The organism is Rhodococcus sp. 14-2483-1-2 (assembly GCF_002259405.1).
Taxonomy (GTDB): Bacteria; Actinomycetota; Actinomycetes; order Mycobacteriales; family Mycobacteriaceae; genus Rhodococcoides.
This window is the reverse complement of sequence record NZ_NPFW01000007.1, coordinates 48,196-73,615: the sequence shown is the minus strand read 5'-3', so window position 1 is coordinate 73,615 and position 25,420 is coordinate 48,196. Positions and strand designations below refer to the sequence as shown.

25 protein-coding genes are annotated in these 25,420 nt (G+C 64.8%); 17 read left to right on the top strand and 8 right to left on the bottom strand.

Translation table 11 applies throughout. The features are described from left to right. The first annotated feature begins 4 nt into the window (after positions 1 to 4). Complete coding sequence (locus tag CH295_RS05035) at positions 5 to 1,327, top strand: phytoene desaturase family protein (protein ID WP_094739960.1); 1,323 nt, start codon at positions 5 to 7, stop codon at positions 1,325 to 1,327. A gap of 84 nt (positions 1,328 to 1,411) precedes the next feature. On the opposite strand, the gene CH295_RS05030 is transcribed toward CH295_RS05035, so the two are convergent. The 8 genes from CH295_RS05030 to CH295_RS04995 all read right to left on the bottom strand — a co-directional run bounded on the left by CH295_RS05030 (position 1,412) and on the right by CH295_RS04995 (position 9,953). Next, entirely contained in the window at positions 1,412 to 2,974 is a 1,563-nt protein-coding gene (locus tag CH295_RS05030; protein ID WP_094739959.1) for an acyl-CoA carboxylase subunit beta, read from the bottom strand. Then, positions 2,974 to 4,131: an acyl-CoA dehydrogenase family protein gene (locus tag CH295_RS05025; RefSeq protein ID WP_094739958.1), complete on the bottom strand. Its 1,158-nt coding sequence runs from the start codon at positions 4,129 to 4,131 to the stop codon at positions 2,974 to 2,976. The genes CH295_RS05030 and CH295_RS05025 overlap by 1 nt, the downstream gene beginning before the upstream one ends. A 48-nt stretch (positions 4,132 to 4,179) precedes the next feature. After that, positions 4,180 to 5,196 carry a hotdog family protein gene (locus CH295_RS05020; protein WP_094739957.1) on the bottom strand — a complete coding sequence of 339 codons (1,017 nt, stop codon included), beginning with the start codon at positions 5,194 to 5,196 and terminating at the stop codon, positions 4,180 to 4,182. Then, positions 5,193 to 6,041, bottom strand: coding sequence for an HpcH/HpaI aldolase/citrate lyase family protein (locus tag CH295_RS05015; protein ID WP_094740272.1), 849 nt, complete (start codon positions 6,039 to 6,041; stop codon positions 5,193 to 5,195). Before CH295_RS05015 ends, CH295_RS05020 begins: the two co-directional genes overlap by 4 nt. Positions 6,042 to 6,145: 104 nt before the next feature. Then, positions 6,146 to 7,294 (bottom strand): acyl-CoA dehydrogenase family protein, encoded by a 1,149-nt coding sequence (locus tag CH295_RS05010; RefSeq protein WP_094739956.1) that lies wholly within the window; start codon positions 7,292 to 7,294, stop codon positions 6,146 to 6,148. 1 nt (position 7,295) lies between these two features. Then, positions 7,296 to 8,447 carry an acetyl-CoA C-acetyltransferase gene (locus CH295_RS05005; RefSeq protein WP_037194328.1) on the bottom strand — a complete coding sequence of 384 codons (1,152 nt, stop codon included), beginning with the start codon at positions 8,445 to 8,447 and terminating at the stop codon, positions 7,296 to 7,298. Positions 8,448 to 8,473: 26 nt separating this feature from the next. Then, a complete protein-coding gene (locus tag CH295_RS05000; protein WP_094739955.1) occupies positions 8,474 to 9,148 on the bottom strand; it encodes a TetR/AcrR family transcriptional regulator in 675 nt (224 codons plus the stop codon). A gap of 7 nt (positions 9,149 to 9,155) precedes the next feature. Continuing rightward, on the bottom strand, positions 9,156 to 9,953 hold the full coding sequence (locus CH295_RS04995; protein WP_094739954.1) for an SDR family NAD(P)-dependent oxidoreductase: 798 nt from the start codon (positions 9,951 to 9,953) through the stop codon (positions 9,156 to 9,158). Positions 9,954 to 10,045: 92 nt separating this feature from the next. Between CH295_RS04995 and CH295_RS04990 the strand changes: the two genes are divergently transcribed. From CH295_RS04990 to CH295_RS04915, 16 genes are all read left to right on the top strand, one after another. Beyond that, positions 10,046 to 10,498 carry a MaoC family dehydratase gene (locus CH295_RS04990; protein WP_032367194.1) on the top strand — a complete coding sequence of 151 codons (453 nt, stop codon included), beginning with the start codon at positions 10,046 to 10,048 and terminating at the stop codon, positions 10,496 to 10,498. Between the two features lie 11 nt (positions 10,499 to 10,509). Continuing rightward, positions 10,510 to 11,250 carry a 3-oxoacyl-ACP reductase FabG gene (gene fabG, locus CH295_RS04985; RefSeq protein ID WP_094632896.1) on the top strand — a complete coding sequence of 247 codons (741 nt, stop codon included), beginning with the start codon at positions 10,510 to 10,512 and terminating at the stop codon, positions 11,248 to 11,250. Next, positions 11,247 to 12,005, top strand: coding sequence for an enoyl-CoA hydratase/isomerase family protein (locus CH295_RS04980; RefSeq protein ID WP_037194334.1), 759 nt, complete (start codon positions 11,247 to 11,249; stop codon positions 12,003 to 12,005). The genes fabG and CH295_RS04980 overlap by 4 nt, the downstream gene beginning before the upstream one ends. 36 nt (positions 12,006 to 12,041) lie before the next feature. Beyond that, entirely contained in the window at positions 12,042 to 12,851 is an 810-nt protein-coding gene (locus tag CH295_RS04975) for an enoyl-CoA hydratase/isomerase family protein (protein WP_371828455.1), read from the top strand. Between the two features lie 8 nt (positions 12,852 to 12,859). Beyond that, positions 12,860 to 13,642 carry an enoyl-CoA hydratase/isomerase family protein gene (locus CH295_RS04970; RefSeq protein ID WP_252341909.1) on the top strand — a complete coding sequence of 261 codons (783 nt, stop codon included), beginning with the start codon at positions 12,860 to 12,862 and terminating at the stop codon, positions 13,640 to 13,642. 65 nt (positions 13,643 to 13,707) lie between these two features. Continuing rightward, on the top strand, positions 13,708 to 15,447 hold the full coding sequence (locus tag CH295_RS04965; protein WP_094739953.1) for a class I adenylate-forming enzyme family protein: 1,740 nt from the start codon (positions 13,708 to 13,710) through the stop codon (positions 15,445 to 15,447). 20 nt (positions 15,448 to 15,467) lie between these two features. Then, on the top strand, positions 15,468 to 16,742 hold the full coding sequence (locus CH295_RS04960) for an aromatic ring-hydroxylating oxygenase subunit alpha (protein ID WP_252341953.1): 1,275 nt from the start codon (positions 15,468 to 15,470) through the stop codon (positions 16,740 to 16,742). Continuing rightward, positions 16,739 to 17,269, top strand: coding sequence for an aromatic-ring-hydroxylating dioxygenase subunit beta (locus tag CH295_RS04955; protein ID WP_094737134.1), 531 nt, complete (start codon positions 16,739 to 16,741; stop codon positions 17,267 to 17,269). The genes CH295_RS04960 and CH295_RS04955 overlap by 4 nt, the downstream gene beginning before the upstream one ends. Before the next feature lie 50 nt (positions 17,270 to 17,319). After that, positions 17,320 to 17,526, top strand: coding sequence for a hypothetical protein (locus tag CH295_RS04950; protein WP_032367469.1), 207 nt, complete (start codon positions 17,320 to 17,322; stop codon positions 17,524 to 17,526). Then, positions 17,516 to 18,814 carry an acetyl-CoA hydrolase/transferase family protein gene (locus CH295_RS04945; protein ID WP_252341908.1) on the top strand — a complete coding sequence of 433 codons (1,299 nt, stop codon included), beginning with the start codon at positions 17,516 to 17,518 and terminating at the stop codon, positions 18,812 to 18,814. Before CH295_RS04950 ends, CH295_RS04945 begins: the two co-directional genes overlap by 11 nt. After that, positions 18,811 to 20,016: an acetyl-CoA C-acetyltransferase gene (locus tag CH295_RS04940; protein ID WP_032367187.1), complete on the top strand. Its 1,206-nt coding sequence runs from the start codon at positions 18,811 to 18,813 to the stop codon at positions 20,014 to 20,016. Before CH295_RS04945 ends, CH295_RS04940 begins: the two co-directional genes overlap by 4 nt. A 1-nt stretch (position 20,017) precedes the next feature. Continuing rightward, complete coding sequence (locus tag CH295_RS04935) at positions 20,018 to 21,415, top strand: OB-fold domain-containing protein (RefSeq protein ID WP_094739951.1); 1,398 nt, start codon at positions 20,018 to 20,020, stop codon at positions 21,413 to 21,415. Continuing rightward, on the top strand, positions 21,412 to 22,608 hold the full coding sequence (locus tag CH295_RS04930) for an acetyl-CoA acetyltransferase (RefSeq protein WP_094739950.1): 1,197 nt from the start codon (positions 21,412 to 21,414) through the stop codon (positions 22,606 to 22,608). Before CH295_RS04935 ends, CH295_RS04930 begins: the two co-directional genes overlap by 4 nt. Before the next feature lie 71 nt (positions 22,609 to 22,679). Then, positions 22,680 to 23,888, top strand: a complete 1,209-nt coding sequence (locus CH295_RS04925) for an enoyl-CoA hydratase-related protein (protein WP_094739949.1) — start codon at positions 22,680 to 22,682, stop codon at positions 23,886 to 23,888. Positions 23,889 to 23,931: 43 nt separating this feature from the next. Further along, on the top strand, positions 23,932 to 24,123 hold the full coding sequence (locus CH295_RS04920; RefSeq protein WP_032367183.1) for a ferredoxin: 192 nt from the start codon (positions 23,932 to 23,934) through the stop codon (positions 24,121 to 24,123). Between the two features lie 34 nt (positions 24,124 to 24,157). Then, on the top strand, positions 24,158 to 25,411 hold the full coding sequence (locus tag CH295_RS04915) for an NAD(P)/FAD-dependent oxidoreductase (RefSeq protein ID WP_094739948.1): 1,254 nt from the start codon (positions 24,158 to 24,160) through the stop codon (positions 25,409 to 25,411). Positions 25,412 to 25,420: the final 9 nt, after the last annotated feature.

Here is a 25,420-nt window from a genome sequence, read left to right as displayed (position 1 = left end):
AACGATGAATACACCGGAAACACAGCAGTTCGATGTCGTGGTGGTCGGTGCGGGCGCAGGTGGCCTGTTCACCGCAGCTCGGCTGGCGCACAAAGGGTATCGGACTTTGGTGGTGGAATCCCTCGACAAGGTCGGCGGACGCGCATCCACCGACGAGATCGACGGATTCAAGGTCAACAACGGCGCAATCGTCATCGAGTTGGGTGGCATCACCGAGGAGACGTTCGCGGAGGTCGGGGCGAAATTCGACATCCGGATGCCCTCCCCTCCGATTCTGTACAGCATCGGTGGCAAGAACGTCGACGTCACCGGTGGCGGGTGGGGCTTCCTGCTCTCCAAACTGACCCGACAGGGTGCCAAACTGGTCAGCGGCCTCGGTGCTGCCCGCAACGACAGCGGCATGCCCGAGGACGAGCTGTCCACCGCGGAGTGGGTCTCGAAGTACACGAAGAACGAAGGTGTGCACGGGATCTTCCGCAACATGTGTGCGTCGGTGTTCGCCGTCAGCTCCACCGAGCTCCCTGCGAAGGTGTTCCTGACCTACTTCACGCGCAAGAGTGCGTTCAAGAAGTTCGGCTTCCACCCCCAGGGCACCATCGGTGTCTGGCAGTCGCTGGTCGAGTCCATCGAAGGCAACGGCGGGCAGGTGTGGCTGTCGACGTCCGCAGACCGCATTCTCGTCGAGGACGGCGTGGTGCGCGGAATCGTGGCAACACGTGGTGGAGTCGAGACGACGGTCGAGGCGCGCGTGGTGATCAGCGACGTCGGTCCTAGCGCAACGCTGAAGCTGACCGGCGACGACGCCGTGGGTGCGGATTACGCCGCCCAGGTACGTGCGGCCGATCGTCCGTGCTCGATGATCGCGGTGAACTTCGCCAGCCAGGAGCGCCTCGTCGACGTTCCCGGAATGCTGAGCTTCGCGAAATCGCGTCGCCTCGCGTACATCGCCAACTTCACCGAGACCTGCCCCGAAATGGCTCCGGACGGGTGGAACCTGTACGTGGGTGGCGCAATTCCCGAACCCTCGGTCGGCGATTTCGATTCCGACACCGAGGTCGAACTGGTCATGGAGGACCTGCGCGACGCGATCGAGAACTTCGACTCACGTGCACGGGTGCTCTCGGTCAACGTCACTCGTGACGGCTGGCCACCGCAGCGGGCAGTGGCCGGCTTCGATCTACCGAACACGACACCGATCACGGGCCTGTGGAACGTGGGTGACGGAGTCAAGGAATTTGCCAACGGCGGAACCACGGCTTGCGCTGAAACAGCAAAGATCGTGGCCGACAGTGTGATCGAGAGCTTCCCTCTCGTTCACCTGAGCTGAACGGAACTCGGCCGGTGCCGATGCCTCCACGAAGGCATCGGCACCGGCCGAGTCGTTTCGAAGCCGGGATCGAAGAGGCCGAGCTCAGATCGGGGAGATGGATCTGCGTTTGTGCGGCACCCGCGGTGGGCGACGGGCAGCGACGCGGGAGAGTGTCTCGGCTATCAACCGGCGAGACTGCGACGGCAGTACGACGTCGTCCAGCCCGAATCCGTCGGCCGCATGGAACGGGTCGATGTTCTTCTCGAACCCGGCGATCAGCTCCGCCCGTCGAGCAGCCGGATCCTCCGCGGATTGCCAGTCACGGCGATAGGCGATGTCGACGGCTCCGTCCACCGGCATCGCGCAGATCTGCGCGGTGGGCCATGCCAGAGCCAGATCCGGTGAGTACCCGCGCCCACCGCCCATGGCGATGTACGCGGCTCCGTAGGCCTTGCGCACCACGATGCTGATTCGCGGAACGGTGGCCTCGGCCAGCTCGTACACCAGACGGCCGCTGCGCCGGGCCAATTGTGTTGTCTCGGCTGCCGATCCGATCAGGAATCCCGGCAGGTCGATCAAGATCAACAGCGGTAGACCGAAGGCATCGCACACCGCGATGAAGTGTGCCGCCTTCTCGCAGGCGGCACTGTCGAGTGCGCCGCCGAGGTGCAGGGGCTGATTGGCCACCACTCCGACGGCGCGACCGTCGACGCGAGCGAAGGCCGTCACCACGTTGGGGGCTGCCGTTTCGCGTAGCTCCAGTATCGAATCCTCGTCGCAGATGCCGCGAACGGCATCCCGCACGTCGTAACCCTGGCGTCCGCTCAGCGGAACGAGAGTGTCCAGATCGATGTCCTCGGGCCACCGGGCACCCATCATCCGAGGCGGGGCCTCGAGCGAATTGGACGGGAGGAAGCTCAGATACGCGCGGACTGCGTCGATAGCCTCGTGCTCGTCCTCCGCAGCGAAGTCGGCGACTCCGCGGCCGGCCTGAACCTCGGCACCGCCGATCTCCTCGTTGGTCATGTGCTCACCGGTGGCTGCCGCGACGAACGGTGACGAGGACATTCCCAGGGTCGAAATGCCTTTGACCATCACGACGAAGTCGCACAGGGCCGCCAGATTCGTTCCGACTCCGAAGCCGGGACCCATCATGACGGTGACGATCGGTACCAATCCGGACAGATCGTCGAACTGCTGAAACAGCGGTGAGCCGAGCGCCGCGTGCCGGGAGTCGAGACCTTCCTGCATTCGGTGCCCGCCGCTGTCGCTCAGCACTATCAGGGGAATGCGGTCCAGCAATGCGCGTTCGGCGCATCGCGACAGCTTGGCCATGCCGACGGCCCCGGTGCTCCCGCCCAGAACCGTGAAATCGAACGCGGCGATGGCCGTTGCCCTGCCGTCGACATAGCCGATGCCGGTCACCATGGCGTCGGCCGGTGCCACCAGGGTGGGGCTGCCCGGTTGTGACGGCCCCGGCCCGGCCAGCGCGCCGAACTCGAAGAACTCGCCCTCGCCGGTCAGTAGGTCGATTCGTTCTCGCGCCGTGAGCTTTCCGCGACGGTGCTGATGTTCGACGGCGTCCGGCCGAGCGACATCCGTCCCAGCGCGGTGTCGACTGTTCACTTCCTCGTGCAGGCACTGCCGCGCAGCGTCGTCACTCATCAGCTGTCCAGGCCACCGCGTGCCACGAGCTGCGAGACGATGACGTTTCGCTGTATTTCGTTGGTGCCTTCGCCGACGATCATCAGCGGTGCGTCGCGGAAGTATCGCTCGACGTCGTACTCGGTGGAATATCCGTAGCCGCCATGGATGCGAACAGCGTCGAGGGCGATCTCCATGGCGACCTCCGATGCGTACAGCTTGGCCATGCCGGCTTCCATGTCGCACCGTTCGCCTGCCTCGAACTTCTCGGCGGCGTAGAGCACCAGCTGGCGAGCAGCGGTGAGCTTGGTGGCCATGTTCGCGAGGTAGTTGCCGATCGACTGGTGCTTCCAGATGGGCTTGCCGAAGCTCTCTCGGTCCTGCGAGTAGCGAAGTGCCGACTCGAGCGCAGCCCCGGCCACGCCCAAAGCCCGTGATGCGACCTGGATTCGGCCGGTCTCGAGGCCCTTCATCATCTGCGCGAAGCCTTTGCCCTCCGCCCCGCCGAGTACGGCGGACACCGGTACGCGGAAGTCCTCGAACGTCAGCTCGCAGCTCTCGACACCCTTGTAGCCGAGCTTGGGCAGATCACGCGAGACCGTCAGTCCTGGGCCGTGTTCGACGAGCAGGATGCTGATACCGCGATGTTTCGGCTCGGCCGTGGGATCGGTCTTGCACAGCAACGCGATCAGCTGCGAGCGGCGGGCATTGCTGATCCACGTCTTGGATCCGTTCACCACGAAGTCGTCGCCGTCCTTGCGCGCCACCGTCGTCATCGCCTGGAGGTCGGAGCCACCGCCCGGTTCGGTCAGCGCCATGGTGGCTCTGATCTCGCCGGTGGCCATCCGAGGCAGGTAGTGATTCTTCTGTTCTTCGGTCCCGAACGCGAGGATCAGTTTGGCGACCACGGTGTGTCCGCCCATTGCGCCGGCGAGGCTCATCCAGCCTCGGGACAGTTCCTCGGTGACCCTGGCATAACAGGGCATGCTGACGGGCGCTTCACCGTACGGTTCGGGAATCGCGAGTCCGTAGATCCCCATATCTTTCATCTGCTCGATGAGCGCTTCGGGGTACGTGTTCGAGTGCTCGAGCACGTGGACGACAGGAAGCACCTCTTTGTCCACCCACGCTCGAACGGCATCGACGATCATTGCCTCGTCTTGAGATAGGGCGCTCATGGTTTCCTCTCGATCGTTGTCAGGTAGGCAAGGCAGGAATGCGGGCGATCAGGCCATCAGGGCGGAGAAGCGCCAGTCGAGTACGTCTGTGGAGTCCCCGTCGCCGACCGAGTGCACGACCGAGCGAAGGTGCAGGATCCCGCCCTCGCTCAGCGGTTCGGCGCGTTCGACGAATACGGTGCTGGTCAGGGTGTCGTTCTCGCGGACGGGTGCGAGGTGATCGCACGATTCCCAGCCCAGAACGGTGACGATGTTCGGCAGTGCCCGCGTGGCCTGAGCCAGCGCGAGGCCGATGGTGTGACCTCCGTACACCAGCCGTCCGAGCGGGCCCGAGCGCTGATCATGGTGTGTTGCTGCGGTATTGAGACTCAAACGCGCCAGTTCCGGTGCGCTGGTGACGACGTCGGCGCTGCATTCGAATGTCACGCCCGCGAGCTCCGGCGAGAAGTGCGGTCCCTTCGCTCCTGTCCGGAACGTCGGGAGGTCGAGCCCGCCGACGATGGCGTCGCCCTCCTTGGTGCCGGCAGGTGCGGTGGGCTCGAGAGTGTCGTCGTGACGCACTCGTCCTTCGTCGGGGTCGTCGCCGATCGGCAGCATGGCGCATCGATGGAAGTCCAAGACGGTACGCCCGCGCTGATCGGTGGACTTCATGTGCAGCGCTGCCAGCCCGGTCGATCGACGTCCTGGCTTCGGTGAGTTCTCGCGTAGGCCGGTGACGGTGGTGACCGTGGTGAGCGAATCGCCGATTCGTGGGAGCGTGTGGAAGCGCAGACCCCGATAGAAGAGGTTTGCCTTCACATGATGTGTGGCCGTGGTGGATTGGCCGATGGCGACATCGCAGACCAGCGCCGGGTTCACCAGGGTTCCGCCGTGGCCGGCGACGCGTCGAGACAGACCGGCATCGAGTGGTAGGCGGAGCCGAATCCCGAGTATCGATTGATGAACTGCGGCCATTCCGTCGGTGAAGGTCACCGTCGGGGCCGTGTCGAACACGTGGCCGACCGACAGTTCGTCGAAGTACGGGCCACCGACCAGGACGGGGGACCGTACGGTGTCCTCGCTCATCGCCGACCGGCCTGCGCCAGTACGCGACGGGCTGCGACAGCAACGGCCTCGTCCAGCATCTGTCCGTCCAGCAACGCCGCGCCCGCACCCGCGTCCTCGGCAACCGCGAGTGATTCGACGACGCGCCGAGCGTGCTCCACCTGTTCGGCAGTGGGTGTGAACGCCGTTGTCACCGTGGCGATCTGTGCCGGATGGATGACCCATTTGCCGTCGAAGCCCAGCTGGACCGACCACGTCACCGCACTCCGGAACTTCTCGTCGTCGGCGATCCCGAGGGCCGGGCCGTCGATGGCAGCCACCCCTGCCGCGCGGGCCGCGAGCAGAACCCGATCTTGGATGGAGATCCACTGTCGGATGTCCGCGGGGGATCGTCCGATCGCTGCGCCGAGGTCCGCGTAACCGATGATCACCGCACTCAGTCGCTCCGAAGCGGCGCAGATCTCGCGCGCGTTCAGAATCCCCTCGGGTGTCTCCAACAGGGCTTGAATCCGCAGTCCTGAGTTGTGCTCGAGAGCCCGGTCGACATCCTCGATGTCCCTGCGCGAGTGGACCTTCGGAAGGACGATGCCGGTGAGGTGAGCGCACTGCGACACAGCAGCCACGTCGTCCGCGTACCAGGGAGAGTCGGGCGCATTGATGCGTACCGACACGGTGCGCCCGGCCGCATGCTCGTCGGCCAGACGCACTGCCGTATCGCGAGCCATCTGCTTCTGCGCCGGCACCACGGCATCCTCGAGATCGAGAACGACCTCGTCGGCGTCCGAGTGCAGGGCTTTGAGCGCTTTGCGTTCGTCGGATGCCGGTGCGATGAGCACCGATCGCCTTCGATGGCCGCTGAGGGACATTCCACTCCGTCCGAGGTCCGTGGTCTCGTCGGCTCGATACCCGACGAGGTGGTCGAGAACGGTGACGCCCGAGGATCTGTGCACTCGAGCGTCACCGTTGTCTTTCATGCGATCAGGTCGCGACCGATGATCTGCTTCATGATTTCGGTGGTGCCGCCGTAGATCGTCTGGATGCGAGTGTCCACGTACGCTTTTCCGACGGCGTATTCGTTCATGAATCCGTACCCGCCGTGCAACTGCAGGCACCGATCGATGACCCGCTTCTGCAGTTCGCTCACGAACCACTTGCCCTTGGCTGCATCGACGTCACTGAGGGTGCCGTCGTTGTACGCGCGCACAGAGCGATCGACGTAGGCCTCGGCGATGTCGATCTCGGTCGACATCTCGGCCAGCTCGAACTGAATGTGCTGGAAGGTCGAGATCGGCTTGCCGAATGCCTTGCGGTCCTTGCAGTACGCCACGGTGATGTCGAAGATCGCCCGGGTGGTGGCCAGCGCCATGGCGGTGACCCCGAGCCGCTCCCTCGGGAGGTGGCCCATCAGATACTGCAGTCCGAGCCCCTCCTCACCGAGAAGGTTGCTCGCCGGAACACGCGCATCCTCGAAGAACAGTTCCGCGGTGTCCTGGCCGGGGAGGCCGATCTTGTCGAGCTTGCGGCCCCGCTCGAAACCCGGTGTGTCCCGTTCGACGACGAAGAGGCTGAAGCCACGCGAGCCGCCCTCGGGGTTGGTACGCACAGCGACGACGAGCAGATCGGCCATGATTCCGCTGGAGATGAACGTCTTCTGGCCGTTGAGGATGAACTCGTCGCCCTCGCGTCGGGCAGAGGTCTTGATGCCACGCAGATCGCTTCCGGTTCCCGGCTCGGTCATCGCCAGCGCGCCGATCTTCTCACCGGAGGCGATCGAGGGCAGCCACCGCTGCTTCTGATCGTCGGTCGTCAGATCGAGCAGGTACGCCAGGAACAGGTCGTCCTGCAGAGCGACGGTGAGGCCGAACGACAGTGCGTTGATGCGGGCGACTTCTTCGCACACGACCATGCGGTATCGATAGTCGGTCTCGCCGGAACCGCCGTACTGCTCGGGGATCTGGATTCCGTACAAGCCCTGCGAGGCGGCCTTCGCGAAGACCTCGCGGTCGATCCACCGGGCCTCGTCCCACTTGTCCTTGTGCGGCTCGACCTCGCGAGCGAGGAAGTCGCGCACCGATTCCCGATAGATCTCGTGATCCTCGGTGTAGAGCTGACGATCCATGTCAGAGCCTTTCGATGATGGTGACGTTGGCCTGGCCGCCGCCCTCGCACATGGTCTGCAGGCCGTAGCGTCCGCCGGTGCGCTCCAGCTCGTGCAGCATCGAGACCATCAGCCGTGCCCCGGTGCAGCCGATCGGGTGACCGAGAGCGATCGCGCCGCCGTTGGGATTGACCTTCGCCGGGTCGGCACCGATGTCGGCCAACCAGGCGAGCACGACCGGCGCGAATGCCTCGTTGATTTCGACGACGTCGATGTCGTCGATGGACATGCCCGTCTTCTTGAGGGCGTGCTGTGTTGCCGGAATGGGAGCGCTCAGCATCATCACGGGGTCTGCTCCGAGGACCGACATGTGGTGAATACGGGCACGCGGAGTGAAGCCGTACTGTGCGACGGCGTCCTCCGAGGCGATCAGCAGGGCGGCCGAGCCATCCGAGATCTGGCTTGCGGCAGCGGCAGTCAGGGTGCCGCCCGGGGTGAGAGTCTGCAGCGAGGCCATCTTCTCGAGGGTGGTGTCGGCGCGCGGGCCCTCGTCCGTCGAGATCCCTGCGAACGGGGTGATCTCCCGCTCGAAGTGCCCGGCGGCGATGGCAGCAAGCGCGCGTTGGTGGCTGCGCAGCGCAAACGCCTCGCTGTCCTGTCGGCTGATGTTCCAGCGCTCGGCGATCATCTCGGCTCCGCGGAACTGGGAGATCTCTTCGCTGCCGTATCGAGCGGCCCAGCCGTCGGAACCGGTCCAGGGATCGGTGGAGCCGAAGGGCTCGCCGGCGGTGAAGGCGCTCAGAATCGGGTACTGGCTCATTTTCTGGACGCCGCCGGCGACGATCAGGTCGGTGGTGCCGCTCATGACGCCCTGTGCAGCGAAATGTACTGCCTGCTGGGCGGATCCGCACTGGCGGTCGATCGTGACGCCGGGAACCGTTTCCGGCAGACCGGCAGCGAGGGCTGCGGTCCGGGCGATGTCGCCTGCCTGCGAGCCGATGTTGTCCAGGCAACCGAGGATCACGTCGTCGATCGCGGCGGGATCGAACGAATTGCGCTCGACGAGCGTCTTGATGACGTGTGCGGCCATGTCGGCCGGATGTGACTGTGCGAAACCTCCTTTCCGGCGTCCCACAGCGGTACGGGTGGCGTCGACGATATAGGCCTCGGGCATGTGTCCTCCTGGTTGCTGGCGATATTTCAAGAATTTAACATAGAATCAAAAGTGGAACCACCGTCGCCCGGATCTGCGGGGATCCCGAAAAGCCCGGCGCATACGATGCTTTGCGCAGTGGCGACCAACACGTCGATCGAGTCGGTCGAGGTGCGCCACCACTCCGGCGTCCAGTTCAGTGCCCCGATGACGAGCATGCGCGCAATCCCGAGGTCGAGGTCCGGTAGGAGCAGGCCCTCGCTGCGTGCGGTTTCGAGGAGCGTGCGCCACATCCGGTGGTACCTGTCGCTCTCCGCCTGCTGGGCGCCGCGGACCTGTTCCGTCAGCTGGCTGGTGTTCCGGGTGACCGCCGTGGCGAACTCCGACAACTCGAGTTCCACCCGCAGGTGCGCCTCGACCGCAACTCGGATTCGTTCACGGGGCCCGGCATCATCGGGAACCGAGGCCAGGGCGGACTCGACGTGCTCGCGCACTCGACGCTGACCCACTCGCATGACCTCGGCGATCAATTCGTCCCGAGACGCGAAGTAGTAGTAGACGCCGGGAGTTCGTACGTCGGCCTCGGCGGCGATATCGGACAATCGGGTGGCTGCATACCCTTTGGTGCTCAACACCGTGGCCGCAGCGGTCAATATTCGCTGGCGAGTGGCATCGCCGCGATCGCGGGTGAGCGACGAGGTTCTGGTGTTGCTCGGCTTCACGGCGTGCTCATGGCATCGTGTATCCGCCGCTGACGGAGAACATCTGACCGGTCACCTGGCGGGCGGCGGATTCGGAGGACAGCCACAGAACCGACTTGGCGACGTCGTCGGCGGTCGTCAGCCGGCGTAGGGGAGTGTCCTTCCGTAGATACTCGATCTGCTTGTCGTTGAAGACGGCGTCCTGTCCGACCGACCACAGGCTTCCGCTGCCCACCGCCTCCGGTCCGTCCGGGATGACCAGGCCGGGGCAGACGATGTTGGATCGAATTCCGTGCCTGCCCTGCTCTTTTGCGGTCGTTCGGGCCAGCGCGACCACCGCCGCTTTGGTGGCCCCGTAGATCCCCTGGCGAATCTGTCCGAACGCCGCGTCGCTGGCGATGAAGACGATCGAGCCGCACCCCGCCTCGGTCATCGGCTTCAGGGCTGCCTGGGTGGTTGCTACCGCGGTGTAGAAATTCACCTCGACGGTCCGTTGCCAGCGTGCGCGATCGGTATCCTCGCTCAGGAACCCCGGCACGCTCCACCCCGCGTTGTTGACCAGGACGTCGATGCCGCCCCAGTTGCTCGTGACCGTATCGACGGCTGCGTCGGCGGCGTCCGGGTCGGTCAGGTCGCCCGCGCAGACCAGCGCGGACTCCGCACCCAGGGCGAGGGCTTCTGCGGCAACCTTGTCCGCCTGCTCGCCGTCGATGTCGCTGATGACGATCCGGCAGCCTTCCTCCGCAAAGGCGTGGACGATGCCCCGTCCGATGTTGGACGCGCCTCCGGTCACCAGCACCCGCGCGCCGACCAATCCGAGATCCATTCTTGCCCCTTCGCTGCCGTCCGACGATTGACTGGACGCTTACTTTAATTTAGATTCAATTCAAATACTATACCTACGAGATGGGGCGCTGTATGAAGATCTTCGAGGGGTTGCACGAGCTGAAGGACGCAGCCGGATGCGATCTCGGAACCACCGACTGGCTGGTCGTCGACCAGGAGCGGGTCGATCTGTTTGCCGATGCAACCGGCGATCACCAGTGGATCCATGTCGATCCCGAGCGAGCTGCGTCCGGGCCGTTCGGAGGCACCATCGCCCACGGCCTGCTCACGCTGTCGCTGCTGCCGCTGTTCCTGAACCAGCTCTACCGGGTCGACAACATTTCGATGGCTGTGAACTACGGAATGAACAAGGTGCGTTTTCCCAGCCCGGTTCGTGTCGGTGCCCGGCTCTCGGCCTCCGCCCGGATCGACAGTGTGCAGAGCCTGGAGGGTGCGGTGCAGGCGGTGTTCGTGACGACGATGAACGTCGAGGGTGCCACCAAGCCGGCGAGCGTCATCGAGTCCGTCGTGCGGTACATCGGATGAGCGGGCACGTAGTGGACGTGGCCCTGGTGCAGGGTAGGACGGCGATCGTCACCGGTGCAGCCCAGGGGATAGGCCTCGAGATCGCTCGGGTGCTGCACGCAGGTGGTGCGTCGGTCGTCCTGGCGGATCTCGACGCCGCAGCGGCCACTGCAGCTGCAGTGGCCCTCGGTGACCGTGCAATCGGAGTCGGTGCGGACGTCACGGACGAGGCCGCGGTCGACTCCCTGGTGGCGAGGGCCGTCGAGCATTTCGGCAGCCTCGACATCATGGTCAACAACGCAGGAATCACGCGGGACGCGTCCCTGAAGAAGATGACGGTCGACAATTTCGATGCTGTGATCACCGTGCATCTGCGTGGTACCTGGCTCGGTGTTCGGGCAGCGTCGGCCGTGATGCGCGAGCAGAAGTCCGGGTCGATCATCAACATCTCGTCCCTGTCCGGGAAGTCGGGCAATCCCGGCCAGACGAACTACAGCGCCGCCAAGGCCGGCATCGTCGGCCTGACGAAGGCAGCGGCCAAGGAGTTGGCACACCACAACGTGCGGGTGAATTCGGTACAGCCCGGGCTGATCCGAACGGCGATGACCGAGGCGATGCCGCCCGAGGTGTTCGCCGAGCGCGAGGCCGCGATCCCGATGAAGCGCGCGGGAGAGCCTCGGGAAGTGGCCAATGCAGTGCTCTTCCTCGCCAGTGAGTTGTCGAGCTACATGACCGGCGGCGTCCTCGAGGTCGGCGGAGGTCGATTGATGTGAGCGTCGTCGACACCGTCGTGGACGGCCGCGTCGGCCGAGTCTTTCTGAATCGGCCCGAACAGATGAATGCCATCACGATCGAGCTTGGTCGTCAGTTGGAGGATGCGATCCGGACCCTGGGAACTCGGCCGGATGTCTGCGTCGTCGTCGTTCGCGGCCGGGGCGGAAACTTCTGCGTCGGTGGCGACTTCGGCGAGGTCGAGAGATTGCGGGAGTCGGGCCCGGCGGCATTGCAACCCCTGTTCGACAACTTCGGCGCGGCCTGCGCCGCGATTTCGGAGGTCGAGGTGCCGGTCGTCGCCGTCGTCGAGGGCTACGCCATGGCAGGCGGATTCGAGTTCATGCAGGCCGCCGACATAGTGCTGGTACGCAACGACGCCAAGATCGCGGACAATCACTCGAATTTCGGCCAGGTACCCGGTGGTGGCGGGTCGCAGCGGCTACCTCGACTTGTCGGAAGGCAACGAGCACTGGGGCATATCCTCTCCGGCGATCGTCTGTCGGGCCGGGATGCAGTCGAGTGGGGAATTGCCTATCGCGGGTTCGAGCCCGACGAATTCGATTCCGGTGTTGACGGTTTCGTTCGGAGACTCACCGAAAAGCGCAGGGACGCACTCGTGGGCATCAAACGGTTGGTGTGCGATGGGTCCGCGACATCTCTGAGCGAGGGCCTCGCCATGGAACGCGAGGCCGTTGTCGCCCACATATCCGGCGAGGCCGGGGGCTCCGGTGTATCCAGCTTCAACAGCAGGTAGTCCAACGCATCCCCGAGGAAGAGGAATTCGATGACAGTGAGCAACACATTGATCGAGACCGGTCCGGTACTGCTGGAGGTCGAGGATTCGGGCGTCGCGCGACTGCGGCTCAATCGCCCGGAATCGTCCAACGGAATGAACGTCGAGTTCCTGGTCGCGCTGCACACAGCGATTCTCCGATGCCACTCCGAGCCCACCGTGAAGGTCGTCGTCATCTCCGGGGAAGGCCGGAACTTCTGCACCGGCGGTGACGTGAAGACCTTCCAGTCCAAGGGAGCCGACCTACCGGAATATCTTCGGGAAGCCACGGCGTGGCTGCAGATCGCCACATCTGCACTGATTCAGCTGAAAGTCCCGGTCATCGCCGCGGTCCACGGATACGCCGCAGGCGGCGGGGGTTTCGGCCTGGTGTGCGCAGCCGACCTGGTGATAGCAACGGAGTCGGCGAAGTTCTTCTCCGGCGCGGTCCGCGTCGGGATGGCACCGGATGCGGGCGTGACGGTGACGTTGACCCAGCTCGTCGGACTGCGCAAGGCGATGGAAATCTTGCTCACCAACTCGGTGTTGTCGGCGGCGGAGGCCAAGGACTGCGGAATCGTGACGTCGGTCGTCCCCGACGCCGAGTTGCCCAGCGCAGTAGACGAACTCGCGCTCGGACTGGCGCAGCTGCCCCCTCTCGCGCTGGCCGCGACCAAGCGGTTGGTGTGGGCCGGTATCGGTGCAGGCGTGGCAGGTCAGCTTCCCGAAGAAGCGCGAACGGTATCGGAGCTGTCCGGAACGGCAGACGCGCTCGAAGGACTGGCGGCCGTGCTCGAGCGTCGTACCCCCACGTTCGTCGGGCGGTGAGTCGAACTGTGACGACGGACGAACACACCCTGGTGACGGTCGAGGATCGAGACAGCGTCCGAGTTCTCACACTCAACCGTCCGCGGGTGAAGAACGCGATCGACATGCCACTGCGCGTAGTCCTTGCCGAGGCAGTGGAAGCGGCGATGGACGACGACTCGGTGCGAGCGATCGTGTTGACCGGTGCAGGCGGGGCGTTCTGCTCGGGTGGTGACATCTCGACGATGGCGCGTCAAGCTCCCGAGCTGACCCGCCCGCGAGCGCAGGCGGCGCAGCGGGTGATTCGTGCACTCTGGCGAGGTAAGCCGGTGATCGCGGCCGTGGAGGGCCCGGCATTCGGGGCGGGCACGGCGCTGGCGCTGGCCTGCGATCGTGTGGTCGCCGCGCGAGACAGCCTGTTCGGCACCACGTTCACCGGGGTGGGGCTGGCAGGGGACATGGGAATCTTCACCAGCCTGCCCGATCGCATCGGAGTCGCAGCAGCGAAGCAGTTGCTGATGTTCCCGCGGCGCATCTCGGGATCGGAAGCGGGAGAACTCGGTCTGGTCGATTCCGTCGTCGAATCCGGTGCCGCTCTCGACGCCGCGCTGGCCGATGCGGCCGCTGCGGCAGCAGGTCCCCCGTTGGCGTTGGCGGCGATCAAGGCGACATTGGCGAGCGGGATCGTCGACCGCGATGCGCGGCTCGATCTGGAAGTGGAGAACCAAGCGGTTCTGTTCGACACCGAGGACTTCGCCGAGGGTGTGCAGGCATTTCATGCGAGACGTCGACCGCAATTCGTGGGTCGGTGAGGGATGAACGGTTCTCTGCGCTCGGGTACATTTATTAATCTAACGGAGAATAAAGTGAGGCTGGCATGACTACCGGTATCGAGGATCGGCGCAGTGCGCTGATGAGCGAGCATCCCGAGTGGATACCACGCACTCTGGACGGCTGGCTCGACGAGTGCGCAGATCGCTATCGGCACCGTCCGTTGGTGCTGACGGAGGAGGTCACGTACTCGTACTCCGACGTGGCCGAACAGTCACGCCGCCTTGCGGACGGCCTGGCCTCGCTCGGGGTCCAGCGAGGTGATCGGGTCGGCCTGCTCATGGCCAACCACCCCGAGTTCGTCCCCCTCAAGTTCGCGATCGCGCGCGTCGGAGCGATCGCCATCCCCTTCAATTATCTGTACCGCCAGAACGAACTGGAATACGTTCTGCAGCAGTCCGAGTGCCGGGTGCTGATCACCATGAACGCATACTCGACGCTCGATTACGTGGCCATGCTCGACGAGATCGCACCGGGGTGGGATTCCCTGTCGTTCGCGACACGGCCCGATTCGGCCGCCGACGCGGTGCCCGCTCTGCGTTCGGTCGTCGTGCTCGACACCGGCGGTACTCGACGCGTGAGTGCCATGACCGTGGCCGACCTGTCGGACCTCGGCATCGAGAATGCCGACGCGGCCGTGGGCCACGGTGCGGATCCGACCGACATCGGCGACATGCTCTACACCTCGGGGACCACAGGTTCGCCCAAAGGTGTACTCGTCACCCACGATGCGGTGCTGCGCACCGGGTACGCGTCCGCCCTGACCAGAGCGTACGAGGACGGACGTCGAATCCTGTTCTCGCTACCGTGCTATCACATGTTCGGCTACGTCGAGGGTCTGCTGTCGGTCATGTTCGTCGGCGGTGCCATCGTTCCCCAGACCTCGTTCAGCCCCGTCGGCTATCTCGCGGGAATCGAACGATTCGGGGCAACGGACATTCTCTGCGTGCCGACGATGGCTGTGGCGATCGTCGAACATCCCGACCGGCACAAGTACGATCTCCGGTCACTGACCGCGATCCTGTGCGGATCGGCCCCGGCCCCGGTGTGGCTGTGGGAGAAAGTCGAACGTGAATTCGGCGTCTCCGAGATCGTGACCGGATACGGCATGACCGAGTGCGGCGGGGCAATGACACTCACGCTGCCCGAGGACCCGCTCTCCCTGACATCCGATACCGTCGGCCGCCCCAAACTCGCCGGCGCGGCCAGCATCGAAGGATCGGACTCGTTGGTGATCTATCGCACCGTCGATCCGCTCACCGGTGAACTGCAGCCGAACGGCTCCGAAGGCGAACTGGTGTCCTCGGGTCCCTCGACGATGAAGGGGTACTGGAACAAGCCCGAGGAAACTGCGGCGGCGCTGCGGGGCGGGTGGCTCCACTCGGGCGACCTCGGCCTGGTCCGAGACGACGGGTACCTCCAGGTGACCGGGCGCAGCAAGGAGCTCTACAAGAGCGGCGGCGAGCTGGTCATGCCGAAGGAGATCGAGGATCTGCTCGCGGCACACGAGGGCATCAGCCAGGTCTTCGCGATAGGCCTGTTGGACGACCGATGGGGCGAGATCGGTTGTGCCGTCGTGGTTCGCGCACCCGGCTCGACCGTCACAGCAGCCGAGCTGATCGAGCTGTGCCGATCGAATCTGGCGCGATTCAAAGTACCGAAGAAGGTCGTCTTCCTCGACGCCGAGGAGCTTCCGACAACCCCGACCGGCAAAGTGCAGAAGTTTCGACTGGTGCAGCTGGCGACAGCGGCAGCAGCCCAATCCATGGAAGGAAGTGGAGTATGACCGCAGTCGTCCCCGCAGGGATGGACACCACCGGTACCGGAAGTCCGTCCGGGGAGTCGAAGTACTCCCGATTGATCGAGCCGACCCGCGTGCACGGATCGCTCTACACCGATGAACAGATCTTCGCCGAGGAACTTGCCAAGATCTGGTACGCCACATGGGTGTTCGTGGGTCACGAAAGTGAGATCCCCGAGCCCAACGACTACATCCGCAAGAAGCTCGGCCTGCAGGACGTGGTCATGACCCGTGACCGCGACGGCGAGGTGCATCTGTTGCTGAACCGGTGTGCACACCGAGCGAATCTGGTGTGCGACGACGCGCGCGGCAACTCGAGTTCGTTCCGTTGCCCGTACCACGGGTGGACGTACCGCAACACCGGTGAGCTGCTGGGGTATCCGTACAACAAGGGGTACGGCGGTAAGAACAACCTCGACCTGACCATGGGAAAGGTCCCACGAGTCGCGTCCTACCAGGGCTTCGTGTTCGGCAGCTTCGCGCAGGACGGACCCAGCCTCGTCGAGCACCTGGGCGGAGCCGCCGGTGAGATCGATCGGCTCGCGAATCTCTCGCCCGAGGGAAAGGTCGAACTCACCGCAGGGTGGCTGCAACACAAGACCAAGGCCAACTGGAAGCTGCTGACCGAGAACGAGACCGACGGCTATCACCCGCAGTTCGTCCACGGATCGATATTCGGCGTGACCGGCTCGCCGATCGGCGCGCTGTACAGCGATGCGTCGACGGCCGTGACGCGAAACCTCGGAAACGGCCACAGCGAGAACGACCTTCGACCGGAGTTCCGCAAGTTCGACGAACCGATGCGCTGGTTCGGTACCACGGAATCTCGGGTACCGGATTACGTCGAGGCGATCCGGGCCCGTCACGGTGAGGATGCCGAACGAATTCTCGTCGAGGGCGCACCCCACGTCATGGTGTTCCCCAACCTGTTCATCGCCGAGATCCAGGTCTTCAACATTCAGCCTGTCGCCGCGGACGAGTGCGTGCAGTATGCAACCGCGGTGCAGCTCGCCGGAGCGCCGGAACTGAACAAGCGCATGATCTCTCAGTCGATCGGCTCCGTCGGACCGGCCGGAATGCTGCTCGCGGACGACACCGAGATGTACGAGCGAAACCAGCGCGGCGTCGGCATGCTCGCACCGGAGTGGCTCGACGTGCGTCGCGGTATCCATCGCGAGCAGACCGACGAGAACGGGTTCACGATCGGCACGGCCACGGACGAGGTCGGGATGCGCGGCTTCTGGGCTCACTACAAGAAACTGATGGAGGCCGACCAGTGAAAACAGCAGAGATCGCCGACGGACTCGTCGATGTGCCGGCAGGAACCGATCTTCGTGAGGTCGAGCAGTTCCTCTATCGAGAAGCACGATTCGCCGACGAGAACGACTACGACTCGTGGGAGGCGCTGTGGACCGACGACGCCATCTACTGGGTTCCCGCCTCGGACATGGACTCGGACCCGCTGACCTGTGTGTCGATCATCTACGACAACAGGAATCGTATTTCGACTCGGCTGAAGCAGGTTCGTACCGGAAAGCGGTATGCCCAGGCACCGCCGTCGCACATGCGTCGCCTGCTGTCCAACGTCGAGATTCTGGGCGGCCGTCGTTCCGCGGCAGGCGATGTCGATATCGAGGTCGGGTGCAATTTCATCGTCTTCGAGTCCAGGACACGAGGCAACGAGATCTGGGGCGGACGCACCACGTATCGGCTGCGACGAACGGAGACCGGCTTCGCGCTGGCCTACAAGAAGGTCGTGCTCGTCGATCACGACAAAGCCGTTGCCACACTGGGTTTCTTGATATGACGGTGGTGGGGACAGGCAGTTCCGACGCAGGCGATACCTCGCCCGGCGACATCGTCGGCAGCGAGTTCGCCGAAGTCGAGGTGACGTTCGACCGCTCCGGCAACGGCATTCGGCTTCGCCTGGAGGATCTGCGGACCGGGCGGGTTCGGTTTCTCGATGCGTTGGAACTGGAGACCATCGTATGGCTCAGCGACGGCCATCTGAATCAGTTGCTCGATCCGTCGTCCGACAGATGGAACAACAACAGTGCCGGGTAGCGTGATCGGCGCAGAACAGTCACTCGATCTCACGCGATTCGTTCGGCCCGGCGACAGCATCGTATGGGGTCAGGCGTGCGGTGAGCCGCAGACTCTGACCGAACTTCTTGTTGCACAACGCCATCAGATCGGACCGGTTCGGTGTTTTGTCGGAATTCCGGCTCGGTCGATCCTGCAGCCGGAGTCGGTCGACGGACTCTCGTTGTCCTCGTACTGCGGGACCGGCAGCAATGCCGCACTGCACCAGGCAGGATTGCTCGAGATCGCACCGGTGCACTACTCGCGCATTCCGGACTTGTTGACGTCCGGTCCGGCGCGGGCCGATGTGGTGTTCGTTCAGGTCTCGGCTGCCGACGAGACCGGTCGACATTCGATGAGCTTGACCGACGACTACCTCTCGGCCGTCATCGATTCGGCCGCCGTCGTGATCGTCGAGATCAACGACAGGGCACCGGTGGTTGCGGGTGCCAGGACTCTCGGCCCAGGGGAGTGGACCGCGGCCGTTCGCAGCTCGCGTGAGCCGGCGCAGATGGAGTCGGCTCACGCGAGCGACGTCGTGCACGCAGTGGCGCGGAACGTGGCGTCGTTGATCGAGGACGGAGCGACCCTTCAATTCGGGATCGGTGCCGTACCCGAGGCAGTGCTGCGTGAGCTGCACGGTCGACGCGATCTCGGTATCCACAGCGGGGTTCTCAACGAAGCCGCCATGGAATTGATGGAGATGGGCGTCGCAACGGGAGCACACAAGTCACTCGACCGCGGCATCGCCGTCGCGGGGTTCGTCACCGGTACGCGTCGACTCTTCGACTTCGTGGATCGAAACCCGGCTGTGAACGTCAGATCGACTACGTACACGCATGATTCGGTGACGCTCGCCGCGCAGAATGCTCTTGCCGCCATCAATTCGGCCATCGAGGTCGACCTGTTCGGAGCGGTCAACGCCGAGGTCGCGGCGGGGAAGTACGTCGGTGCAGTAGGCGGAGCCATGGACTTCCTGCGCGGCGCTGCCGCATCGCGGGGCGGCTTGCCGATCGTGGCTCTGCCGTCGGCGGCCCGCGGGCGGAGCAGAATCGTGGCCGCACTCGGCGGTCCGGTCAGCACACCGCGGGCCGACGCGGCAATCATCGTGACAGAGAACGGCATTGCCGACCTTCGGGGGTTGTCGCTCGAACGCCGGGTCGAGGAAATGCTGAGGCTGGCCGACCCGGTGCACCGCGGCGAACTAGCGGCCGCGGCCGAGCCGATTCTTCGAGGAGAACATCAGTCGACGAGAGGAACTGTCAGATGAGACGCGCAGCAATCGTGGCACCACTGAGAACCCCGGTGGGTGCCTTCGGCGGTGCCCTGCGCCCGGTTCCGGCCGAAAACCTGGCCTCGGCGGTGATCCAGGCCGTGGTGGCTGCGTCGGGAGTCGATCCCGAACGGATCGAGGACGTGGCGTTCGCGCAGTCGTATGCCAACTCCGAAGCCCCGTGTATCGGACGATGGGCTGCGCTCGATGCCGGACTCCCGGTGGCAGTTCCTGGCTTTCAGACCGACCGGCGATGCGGGGGCGGGCTGCAAGCTGTAGTCACCGCGTCGATGATGATCCAGACGGGCGCGGCGGACGTCGTCCTTGCGGGTGGGGTGGAGTCGATGAGCAACATCGAGCACTACACCACCTCGGCTCGCTGGGGTTCTCGGTCGGGAAACCTCGCACTGTACGACCGGCTCGATCGCGGGCGGGAACGGTCGCAGCCGGAATGGCGGTTCGGGCGTATCAGCGGAATGATCGAAACGGCCGAGAATCTGGCGCAGAAGTACGAGATATCCCGCGAGCGGGCAGACGAGTTCGCGGTGCGCAGTCACCGCGCCGCCGCTCGAGCATGGGCGGACGGTTCGTTCGACGCCGAGATCGTCCCGGTGAATGTTCCCCAGCGCAAGGGTGATCCGATCACGGTCACCCGGGACGAGGGGGTTCGACCCGACTCGTCGATGGAGACTCTCTCTCGCCTGCGTCCCCTCATCGCCGGGGGAACGGTCACCGCGGGAAACGCGGCCCAGCAGAACGACGCGTCGAGTGCCTGTCTGGTCGTGGCCGAGGACAGGTTGGACGAGTTGGGTCTCGAGCCCATCGGCTTCCTGCACAGTTGGGCGGCCGTCGGATGCGAGCCGTCGATGATGGGGATCGGACCGGTCGGCGCAGTGCAGAAGTTGTTCGCCAAGAACGGCCTGGGTTTCGCGGATCTGGATCTGATCGAGATCAACGAGGCCTTCGCTGTACAGGTTCTGGCGGTGCTGTCCGGCTGGGGTCTGACACTCGACGACGTCGATTCCAGACTCAACGTCAACGGTTCCGGTATTTCCCTCGGGCACCCGATCGGTGCCACCGGCGGACGCATCATGACGACGATGCTCAACGAACTGCAGCGTCGCCGGGGGCGGTACGCACTCGAGACCATGTGCATCGGCGGCGGCCAGGGAATCGCCGCCATGTTCGAGAGGGCCTGACATGACTGCCGAGTTGGTGTCCTACGCCGCCTACCTCCCCACCTACCGACTGGCACCCGAGGACATCGGTGGCCGAGTGGGCGGAGCAGATCGGGTGGTGGCCTCGTTCGACGAGGACAGCACGACCATCGCCGTGGAGGCAGCCTCCGCCGCGTCGGCGGAGCAGTACGTACCGGCAACGGTGTACTTCGCGAGCTCGTCTCACGCATACGCGGACAAGACCAATGCCGTTGCAGTTCATGCTGCCTTGGGTTTGCCCTCCGACGTGTTCTGCGCGGATTTCGGTGGCACCGGAAAGTCGTCGATGGCCGCCATCAGGTGCGCGGCCGAATCCGGCGGTATGGCCGTCATGTCCGACGTGCGGACCGGACGACCCGGTTCCTCGGACGAACGGTCGGGCGGCGACGGCGGAGCTGCGTTCGTCTTCGCCGAGACCACCGAACAGGGCACCGGAATCGCAGCATTGCTGTCCACGGCGTCGTCGACGCTCGAATTCCTCGATCGCTGGCGGGATCCGGCGTCGATCGGCGGGAGCCAGTGGGAAGAGCGCTACGGCCAGGAGGAGTACACCCCGTTGATCGCGGAGGTGCAGCGCCGGGCGCTCGCTGCCGCGGGTGTCGATGCACCGGACCACGTCGTACTCACCTCGCCGAACAGTGGAATTCGAAAGCGGCTGACCGCGTTGGCCTCCGGAACCGTCTCGACGGTCACGTCGACGTTGGGGTTCAGTGGTGCTGCCGACGTGGGGATCGCGCTGGCGGAGGTATTGGACTCGGCTGCGCCGGGGGAGACCGTTCTGGTCCTGTCCGCGGTCGACGGATGCGATGCTCTGGTTCTGCGCGTCCTTCCCGGCATCGTGAACCATCGTGCGAGACGTCCTGTTGCCGAACAACGCAGCGGGGGACACCGGATCTCGTATCTGACCTACCTGTCGTGGCGTGGGCTCCTCGACCGTGAGCCGCCGCGACGGCCCGAACCCGATCGACCGGCCGCGCCGCCCTCGGGACGCGCGACGGCATGGAAGTTCGCATTCGTCGGATCCGGTTGTGATCGCTGCGGATTCGTCCACCTTCCGCCCGCGAGAGTGTGTCGCGGTTGCGGCAGCGTCGACTCCATGCACCCGGAATCTCGGCGAGGTGCGCGCGGGACGGTGGCTACGTCGACGATCGATCGCCTGGCGTTCTCGCCGTCGCCTCCGGTGGTGGAGGCCGTCGTCGACTTCGACGGCGGTGGCCGGTACTCACTGGAGGTCGCCGACGGCGCGGCGTCCTCGGTGACGGTGGGAAGTCGCGTCGAGCTGTCGTTTCGACGGCTGTTCACCGCGGGTGGAGTGCACAACTATTTCTGGAAGGCGCGACCGGTGAGCGAGGGTCGTTCCGCAGTGGAGGAGTCGGTATGACCAGCAATGGGATTCGAGACCGTGTTGCGGTGGTCGGGATGGGCTGCACCGCCTTCGGTGAGCGGTGGGACAAATCTGCCGACGATCTCGTGATCGATGCCGTGCAGGAATGTCTGCCGGCCGACGGACGGCTGAGCCTGGCGGACGTCGACGCGTACTGGCTCGGCACTCTCGGATCCGGACAGTCCGGACTGGCGTTGAGCAGGCCGTTGGGCATCGACTACAAACCCGTCACCCGGGTCGAGAACTACTGCGCCACCGGCTCCGAGGCCTTCCGCAATGCGTGTTATGCGGTTGCCTCCGGTGCCTACGACACGGTGATGGCCGTCGGCGTCGAGAAGCTCAAGGACTCGGGCTTCTCGGGTTTGCTGCGTGCGGATCCGCCTGCGGACGGCACAGCCAGTGAGTTGTCACTCACGGCACCGGCGGCGTTCTCGTTGCTCGATCCTGCCTACTGCGCGAAGTACGGCGTCGATCCGAACGACATGCGCACCGCGATGACGCACGTGGCGTGGAAGAACCACGTCAACGGGTCGAAGAACGACAAGGCTCAGTTCCGGAAGGAAGTCGAACGCTCGAAGATCGAAGGTGCCGCCAAGGTGGCAGGAAGACTCGGTGTCTTCGACTGCTCGGGAGTGTCCGACGGGGCTGCCTGCGCGCTGATCGTCCGGGCCGAGGACGCGCTGAACTACACGGACACACCGATGTACGTCAAAGGCCTCTCGCTGGCTGCGGGGCCGATGCGAGGTGCGGTGGATCCGGCCTACGACTTCACGACCTTCCCCGAGGTGGTCCACAGTGCACGCGACGCCTACGCGCAGGCAGGTATCGAGGATCCGCGCCGAGAATTGTCGCTGGCGGAGGTGCACGACTGCTTCACTCCGACCGAGATCGTCCTGATGGAGGACCTCGGTTTCAGTGACCGGGGACAGGCCTGGAAGGAGATGCTGGCCGGCGATTTCGACTCCGACGGCAGCCTTCCCGTCAACCCGGACGGCGGCCTGAAGTCCTTCGGGCATCCGGTCGGTGCCAGCGGGCTGCGGATGCTCTACGAGTGCTGGTTGCAGTTCTCCGGGCGCGCAGGGCGTCGCCAATTGGACGACCCAAGGCTGGCGCTGACGCACAATCTGGGTGGTCGTCCCGGCGGTTGCGTCTCCTTCGTCTCGGTCGTCGGCAACGCGCCGAGTCGATAGTCGAGCAGCGCCTTGACGGGCTAGGCTATTTTTATTTATATTAAATTCGACAACCACGAGGAAGGGGCATCATGGCGGAGGCCGGAACGATCGAGACCGCTCGCGCGCTGTATGCGGCGTTGGCCAGTGGTGACCGTGAGGTGCTGAAGAACGTCTTGCATCCCAGCTTTCGTGGCCACGCAACGGAGGGGCTCCCGTTCGGCCTCGGCGGAGACTACTCCGACGCGGCAGACATGCGGCGGAATTTCTGGGGTGGCATCGCCAAGGAATACTCGGCGGCGGCCCGCCCGGAAGAATTCGTCGGGCTCGAGGACGGACGGCTCTACGTGGCGGGAAGGTATGTCGGCACCGGTAGGTCGACGGGTGCCACCCTGGACGCGGAGTTCGTACACGTGCTGACCTTCGTCGACGGCAAAGTCTCGAAACTGGTGCAGCTGACCGACTCACAACGCTGGCACGAGGCAGTCGATCGAACAGCGCGGGGCGAACGGCAGCTGACGACCATCCGATATCGCGTCGAACAGTCGGTTGCGCGCATCACCCTCGATCGGCCGGAACAGCGCAACGCCATCGATCTCGCCCTGGCCGAGGACACGCTCGAAGTGGCCCGACGGTGCGCGGCGGATCCGACCGTGCGAGCGGTGCTCATCGAAGGATCGGGAACCAACCTCACTGTCGGCGGCGACATCACCTACTTCGTCGACGGCGACCCCGAGCAGATCGGACCGCTGCTGCGGCGGATGACCGGCCCGTTCCACGAAGCGTTTCGGCTGTTCAGCATGCTCGATGTACCCATCGTGACTGCTGCGCAAGGTGCCGTTGCCGGCGGCGGTCTCGGCTTCGTGTTCGCCGCCGACTTCGTGCTGGCGGCTCCGAACGCGCATTTCTCGACGGCGTTCGCAGCGATCGGATTGTCCGGCGACGGGGGCGGAAGCTGGTACCTGCCCCGGCTCGTCGGACCACGGCGTGCCGCGAAGATGTTCTTCCAGAACTACCGGGTAGGAGCCGAAGAGGCGGTGGAGTGGGGGCTGGTGACCGAGGTCGTCGACGCCGACCGGCTGGCCGACACGGCCTTCTCGCTTGCAGTATCGCTTGCGTCGGGCCCCACTCGAGCCTTCGGGAAGATGCGCCGACTACTTCGCGAATCGTCGACCAACACCCTGTCCGAGCACTTGCTCGACGAGATCGACGCTCTTGCGATCACCGGCGGGACGTCCGATGCGCGAGGTGCCATCGCCGCGTTCGTCGGTAAGCAAGCACCACAATTCGAAGGTCGCTGACCGTACCCGAAGAGGGGCGGTGAGCCGAGTGAAAGGAAATACGATGAAGGTCGTCGTCGATCGAACGAAGTGCACCGGATTGGGCATCTGCGAATCCCTGGCACCTGCCTTTTTCGAGGTGGATGATTCCGGTGATCTGCTCGCGCTCAAGGAGGACATCGAGCCCGACGAGTTGGCCGAGGTCGAGGAAGCCATTGCCGGCTGCCCCACCGAAGCCTTGCGAATCGAGCACTGACCGTGTTGGACACCCCCGGCAAGGTCACCGTCACATGACCGGTGTGTCGGCCGACAGCAGGCGTCTGGTTGTCGTCGGTGCCTCGCTGGCCGGACTCAGAGCGGTCGAGAGTGCGCGGAAAGCCGGATTCGAAGGCACGATCACCCTGATCGGTGCCGAGAAACATCTTCCGTACGACCGGCCGCCGCTGTCCAAGGCATATCTCGAACCCGGTGTCGACGGGTCGAGCCCGGACGTCCCCTTCTTTCGTACTCCCGAGACCTTCGCCGACGAACTCGACGTGACGATGCTGCTCGGCAACCCGGCCACCGGGTTGAGTATCGAGGAAAGAACTGTGCAGGTGGGGGATTCGGATATCCCGTTCGATCTGCTGATCATCGCGACCGGGGCCCAGGCGCGAGCTCTGTCCGGTACCGAACATCTCGACGGAGTGCACGGACTACGCACCATCGACGATGCGATCGCCGTTCGGGCTGCACTGGATTCGGGTGCTCGGACAGTCGTCATCGGCGCGGGATTCATCGGGTCCGAGGTGGCCTCCAACGCCAACAAGCGTGGCATCCCCGTCACCGTCGTCGAGGCGCTGGCGACTCCGCTCGTGCGCGCGATCGGACCGTCGATGGGTCCGGCGATCGCGTCGCTGCACAACCGTAACGGCACCGAATTGCGGTGTGGAGTCGGAGTGGACCGCGTCGAAGGGAACGGCCGGGTCGAGCGGGTCGTGTTGGCCGACGGAACCGTGCTCCCGGCAGAACTGGTGATCGTCGGCATCGGCACCGTTCCTGCCACCGGGTGGCTCGAAGGCTCGGGATTGACCCTGGACAACGGGGTCCTGTGCGACGAGACGCTGTTCACCGGAATTCCCGGCATCTACGCAGCCGGTGACGTGGCCAACTGGCGCAACCCACTCTTCGACCGCCACCAGCGGCTCGAACACTGGACCAGCGCGGCGGAGCAGGGTGCTGCTGCGGCCAGAAACGCACTGGATCCGGCGGCGGCCAAGCCGTACTCGACGGTCCCGTACTTCTGGTCGGACTGGTACGACAGCCGCATCCAATTCGTCGGAATCACCGATGCCGACGAGGTCGTCCTGGTGGAGGGTGATGTCGACGTCCCCGGCAAGTGGGTGGCGCTCTACCGCAAAGGCGAGACCGTCGTCGGCGCACTCACCGTCAACGGACAGGCGGACATCATGAAGTACCGCGTGCTCATCTCGAAGAAGACGGACTGGTCGGCAGCGTTGGAGTTCGCGGAGAAGCGCAAACTGATCGCGGCGGCGAAAGTCTGACCGTGACGA

Bases quoted from the DNA above. Each gene is read 5' to 3' on its own strand.
- CH295_RS05030 (WP_094739959.1), bottom strand. From the start codon at position 2,974: ATGAGTGACGACGCTGCGCGGCAGTGCCTGCACGAGGAAGTGAACAGT.
- CH295_RS04920 (WP_032367183.1), top strand. From the start codon at position 23,932: ATGAAGGTCGTCGTCGATCGAACGAAGTGCACCGGATTGGGCATCTGC.
- CH295_RS04990 (WP_032367194.1), top strand. From the start codon at position 10,046: ATGAAGATCTTCGAGGGGTTGCACGAGCTGAAGGACGCAGCCGGATGC.
- CH295_RS05020 (WP_094739957.1), bottom strand. From the start codon at position 5,196: ATGAGCGAGGACACCGTACGGTCCCCCGTCCTGGTCGGTGGCCCGTAC.
- CH295_RS04960 (WP_252341953.1), top strand. From the start codon at position 15,468: ATGGACACCACCGGTACCGGAAGTCCGTCCGGGGAGTCGAAGTACTCC.
- CH295_RS04940 (WP_032367187.1), top strand. From the start codon at position 18,811: ATGAGACGCGCAGCAATCGTGGCACCACTGAGAACCCCGGTGGGTGCC.
- CH295_RS04925 (WP_094739949.1), top strand. From the start codon at position 22,680: ATGGCGGAGGCCGGAACGATCGAGACCGCTCGCGCGCTGTATGCGGCG.
- CH295_RS04935 (WP_094739951.1), top strand. From the start codon at position 20,018: ATGACTGCCGAGTTGGTGTCCTACGCCGCCTACCTCCCCACCTACCGA.
- CH295_RS05005 (WP_037194328.1), bottom strand. From the start codon at position 8,447: ATGCCCGAGGCCTATATCGTCGACGCCACCCGTACCGCTGTGGGACGC.
- CH295_RS05010 (WP_094739956.1), bottom strand. From the start codon at position 7,294: ATGGATCGTCAGCTCTACACCGAGGATCACGAGATCTATCGGGAATCG.
- CH295_RS04915 (WP_094739948.1), top strand. From the start codon at position 24,158: ATGACCGGTGTGTCGGCCGACAGCAGGCGTCTGGTTGTCGTCGGTGCC.
- CH295_RS05015 (WP_094740272.1), bottom strand. From the start codon at position 6,041: ATGTCCCTCAGCGGCCATCGAAGGCGATCGGTGCTCATCGCACCGGCA.
- CH295_RS04995 (WP_094739954.1), bottom strand. From the start codon at position 9,953: ATGGATCTCGGATTGGTCGGCGCGCGGGTGCTGGTGACCGGAGGCGCG.
- CH295_RS05025 (WP_094739958.1), bottom strand. From the start codon at position 4,131: ATGAGCGCCCTATCTCAAGACGAGGCAATGATCGTCGATGCCGTTCGA.
- CH295_RS04930 (WP_094739950.1), top strand. From the start codon at position 21,412: ATGACCAGCAATGGGATTCGAGACCGTGTTGCGGTGGTCGGGATGGGC.
- CH295_RS05035 (WP_094739960.1), top strand. From the start codon at position 5: ATGAATACACCGGAAACACAGCAGTTCGATGTCGTGGTGGTCGGTGCG.
- CH295_RS04965 (WP_094739953.1), top strand. From the start codon at position 13,708: ATGACTACCGGTATCGAGGATCGGCGCAGTGCGCTGATGAGCGAGCAT.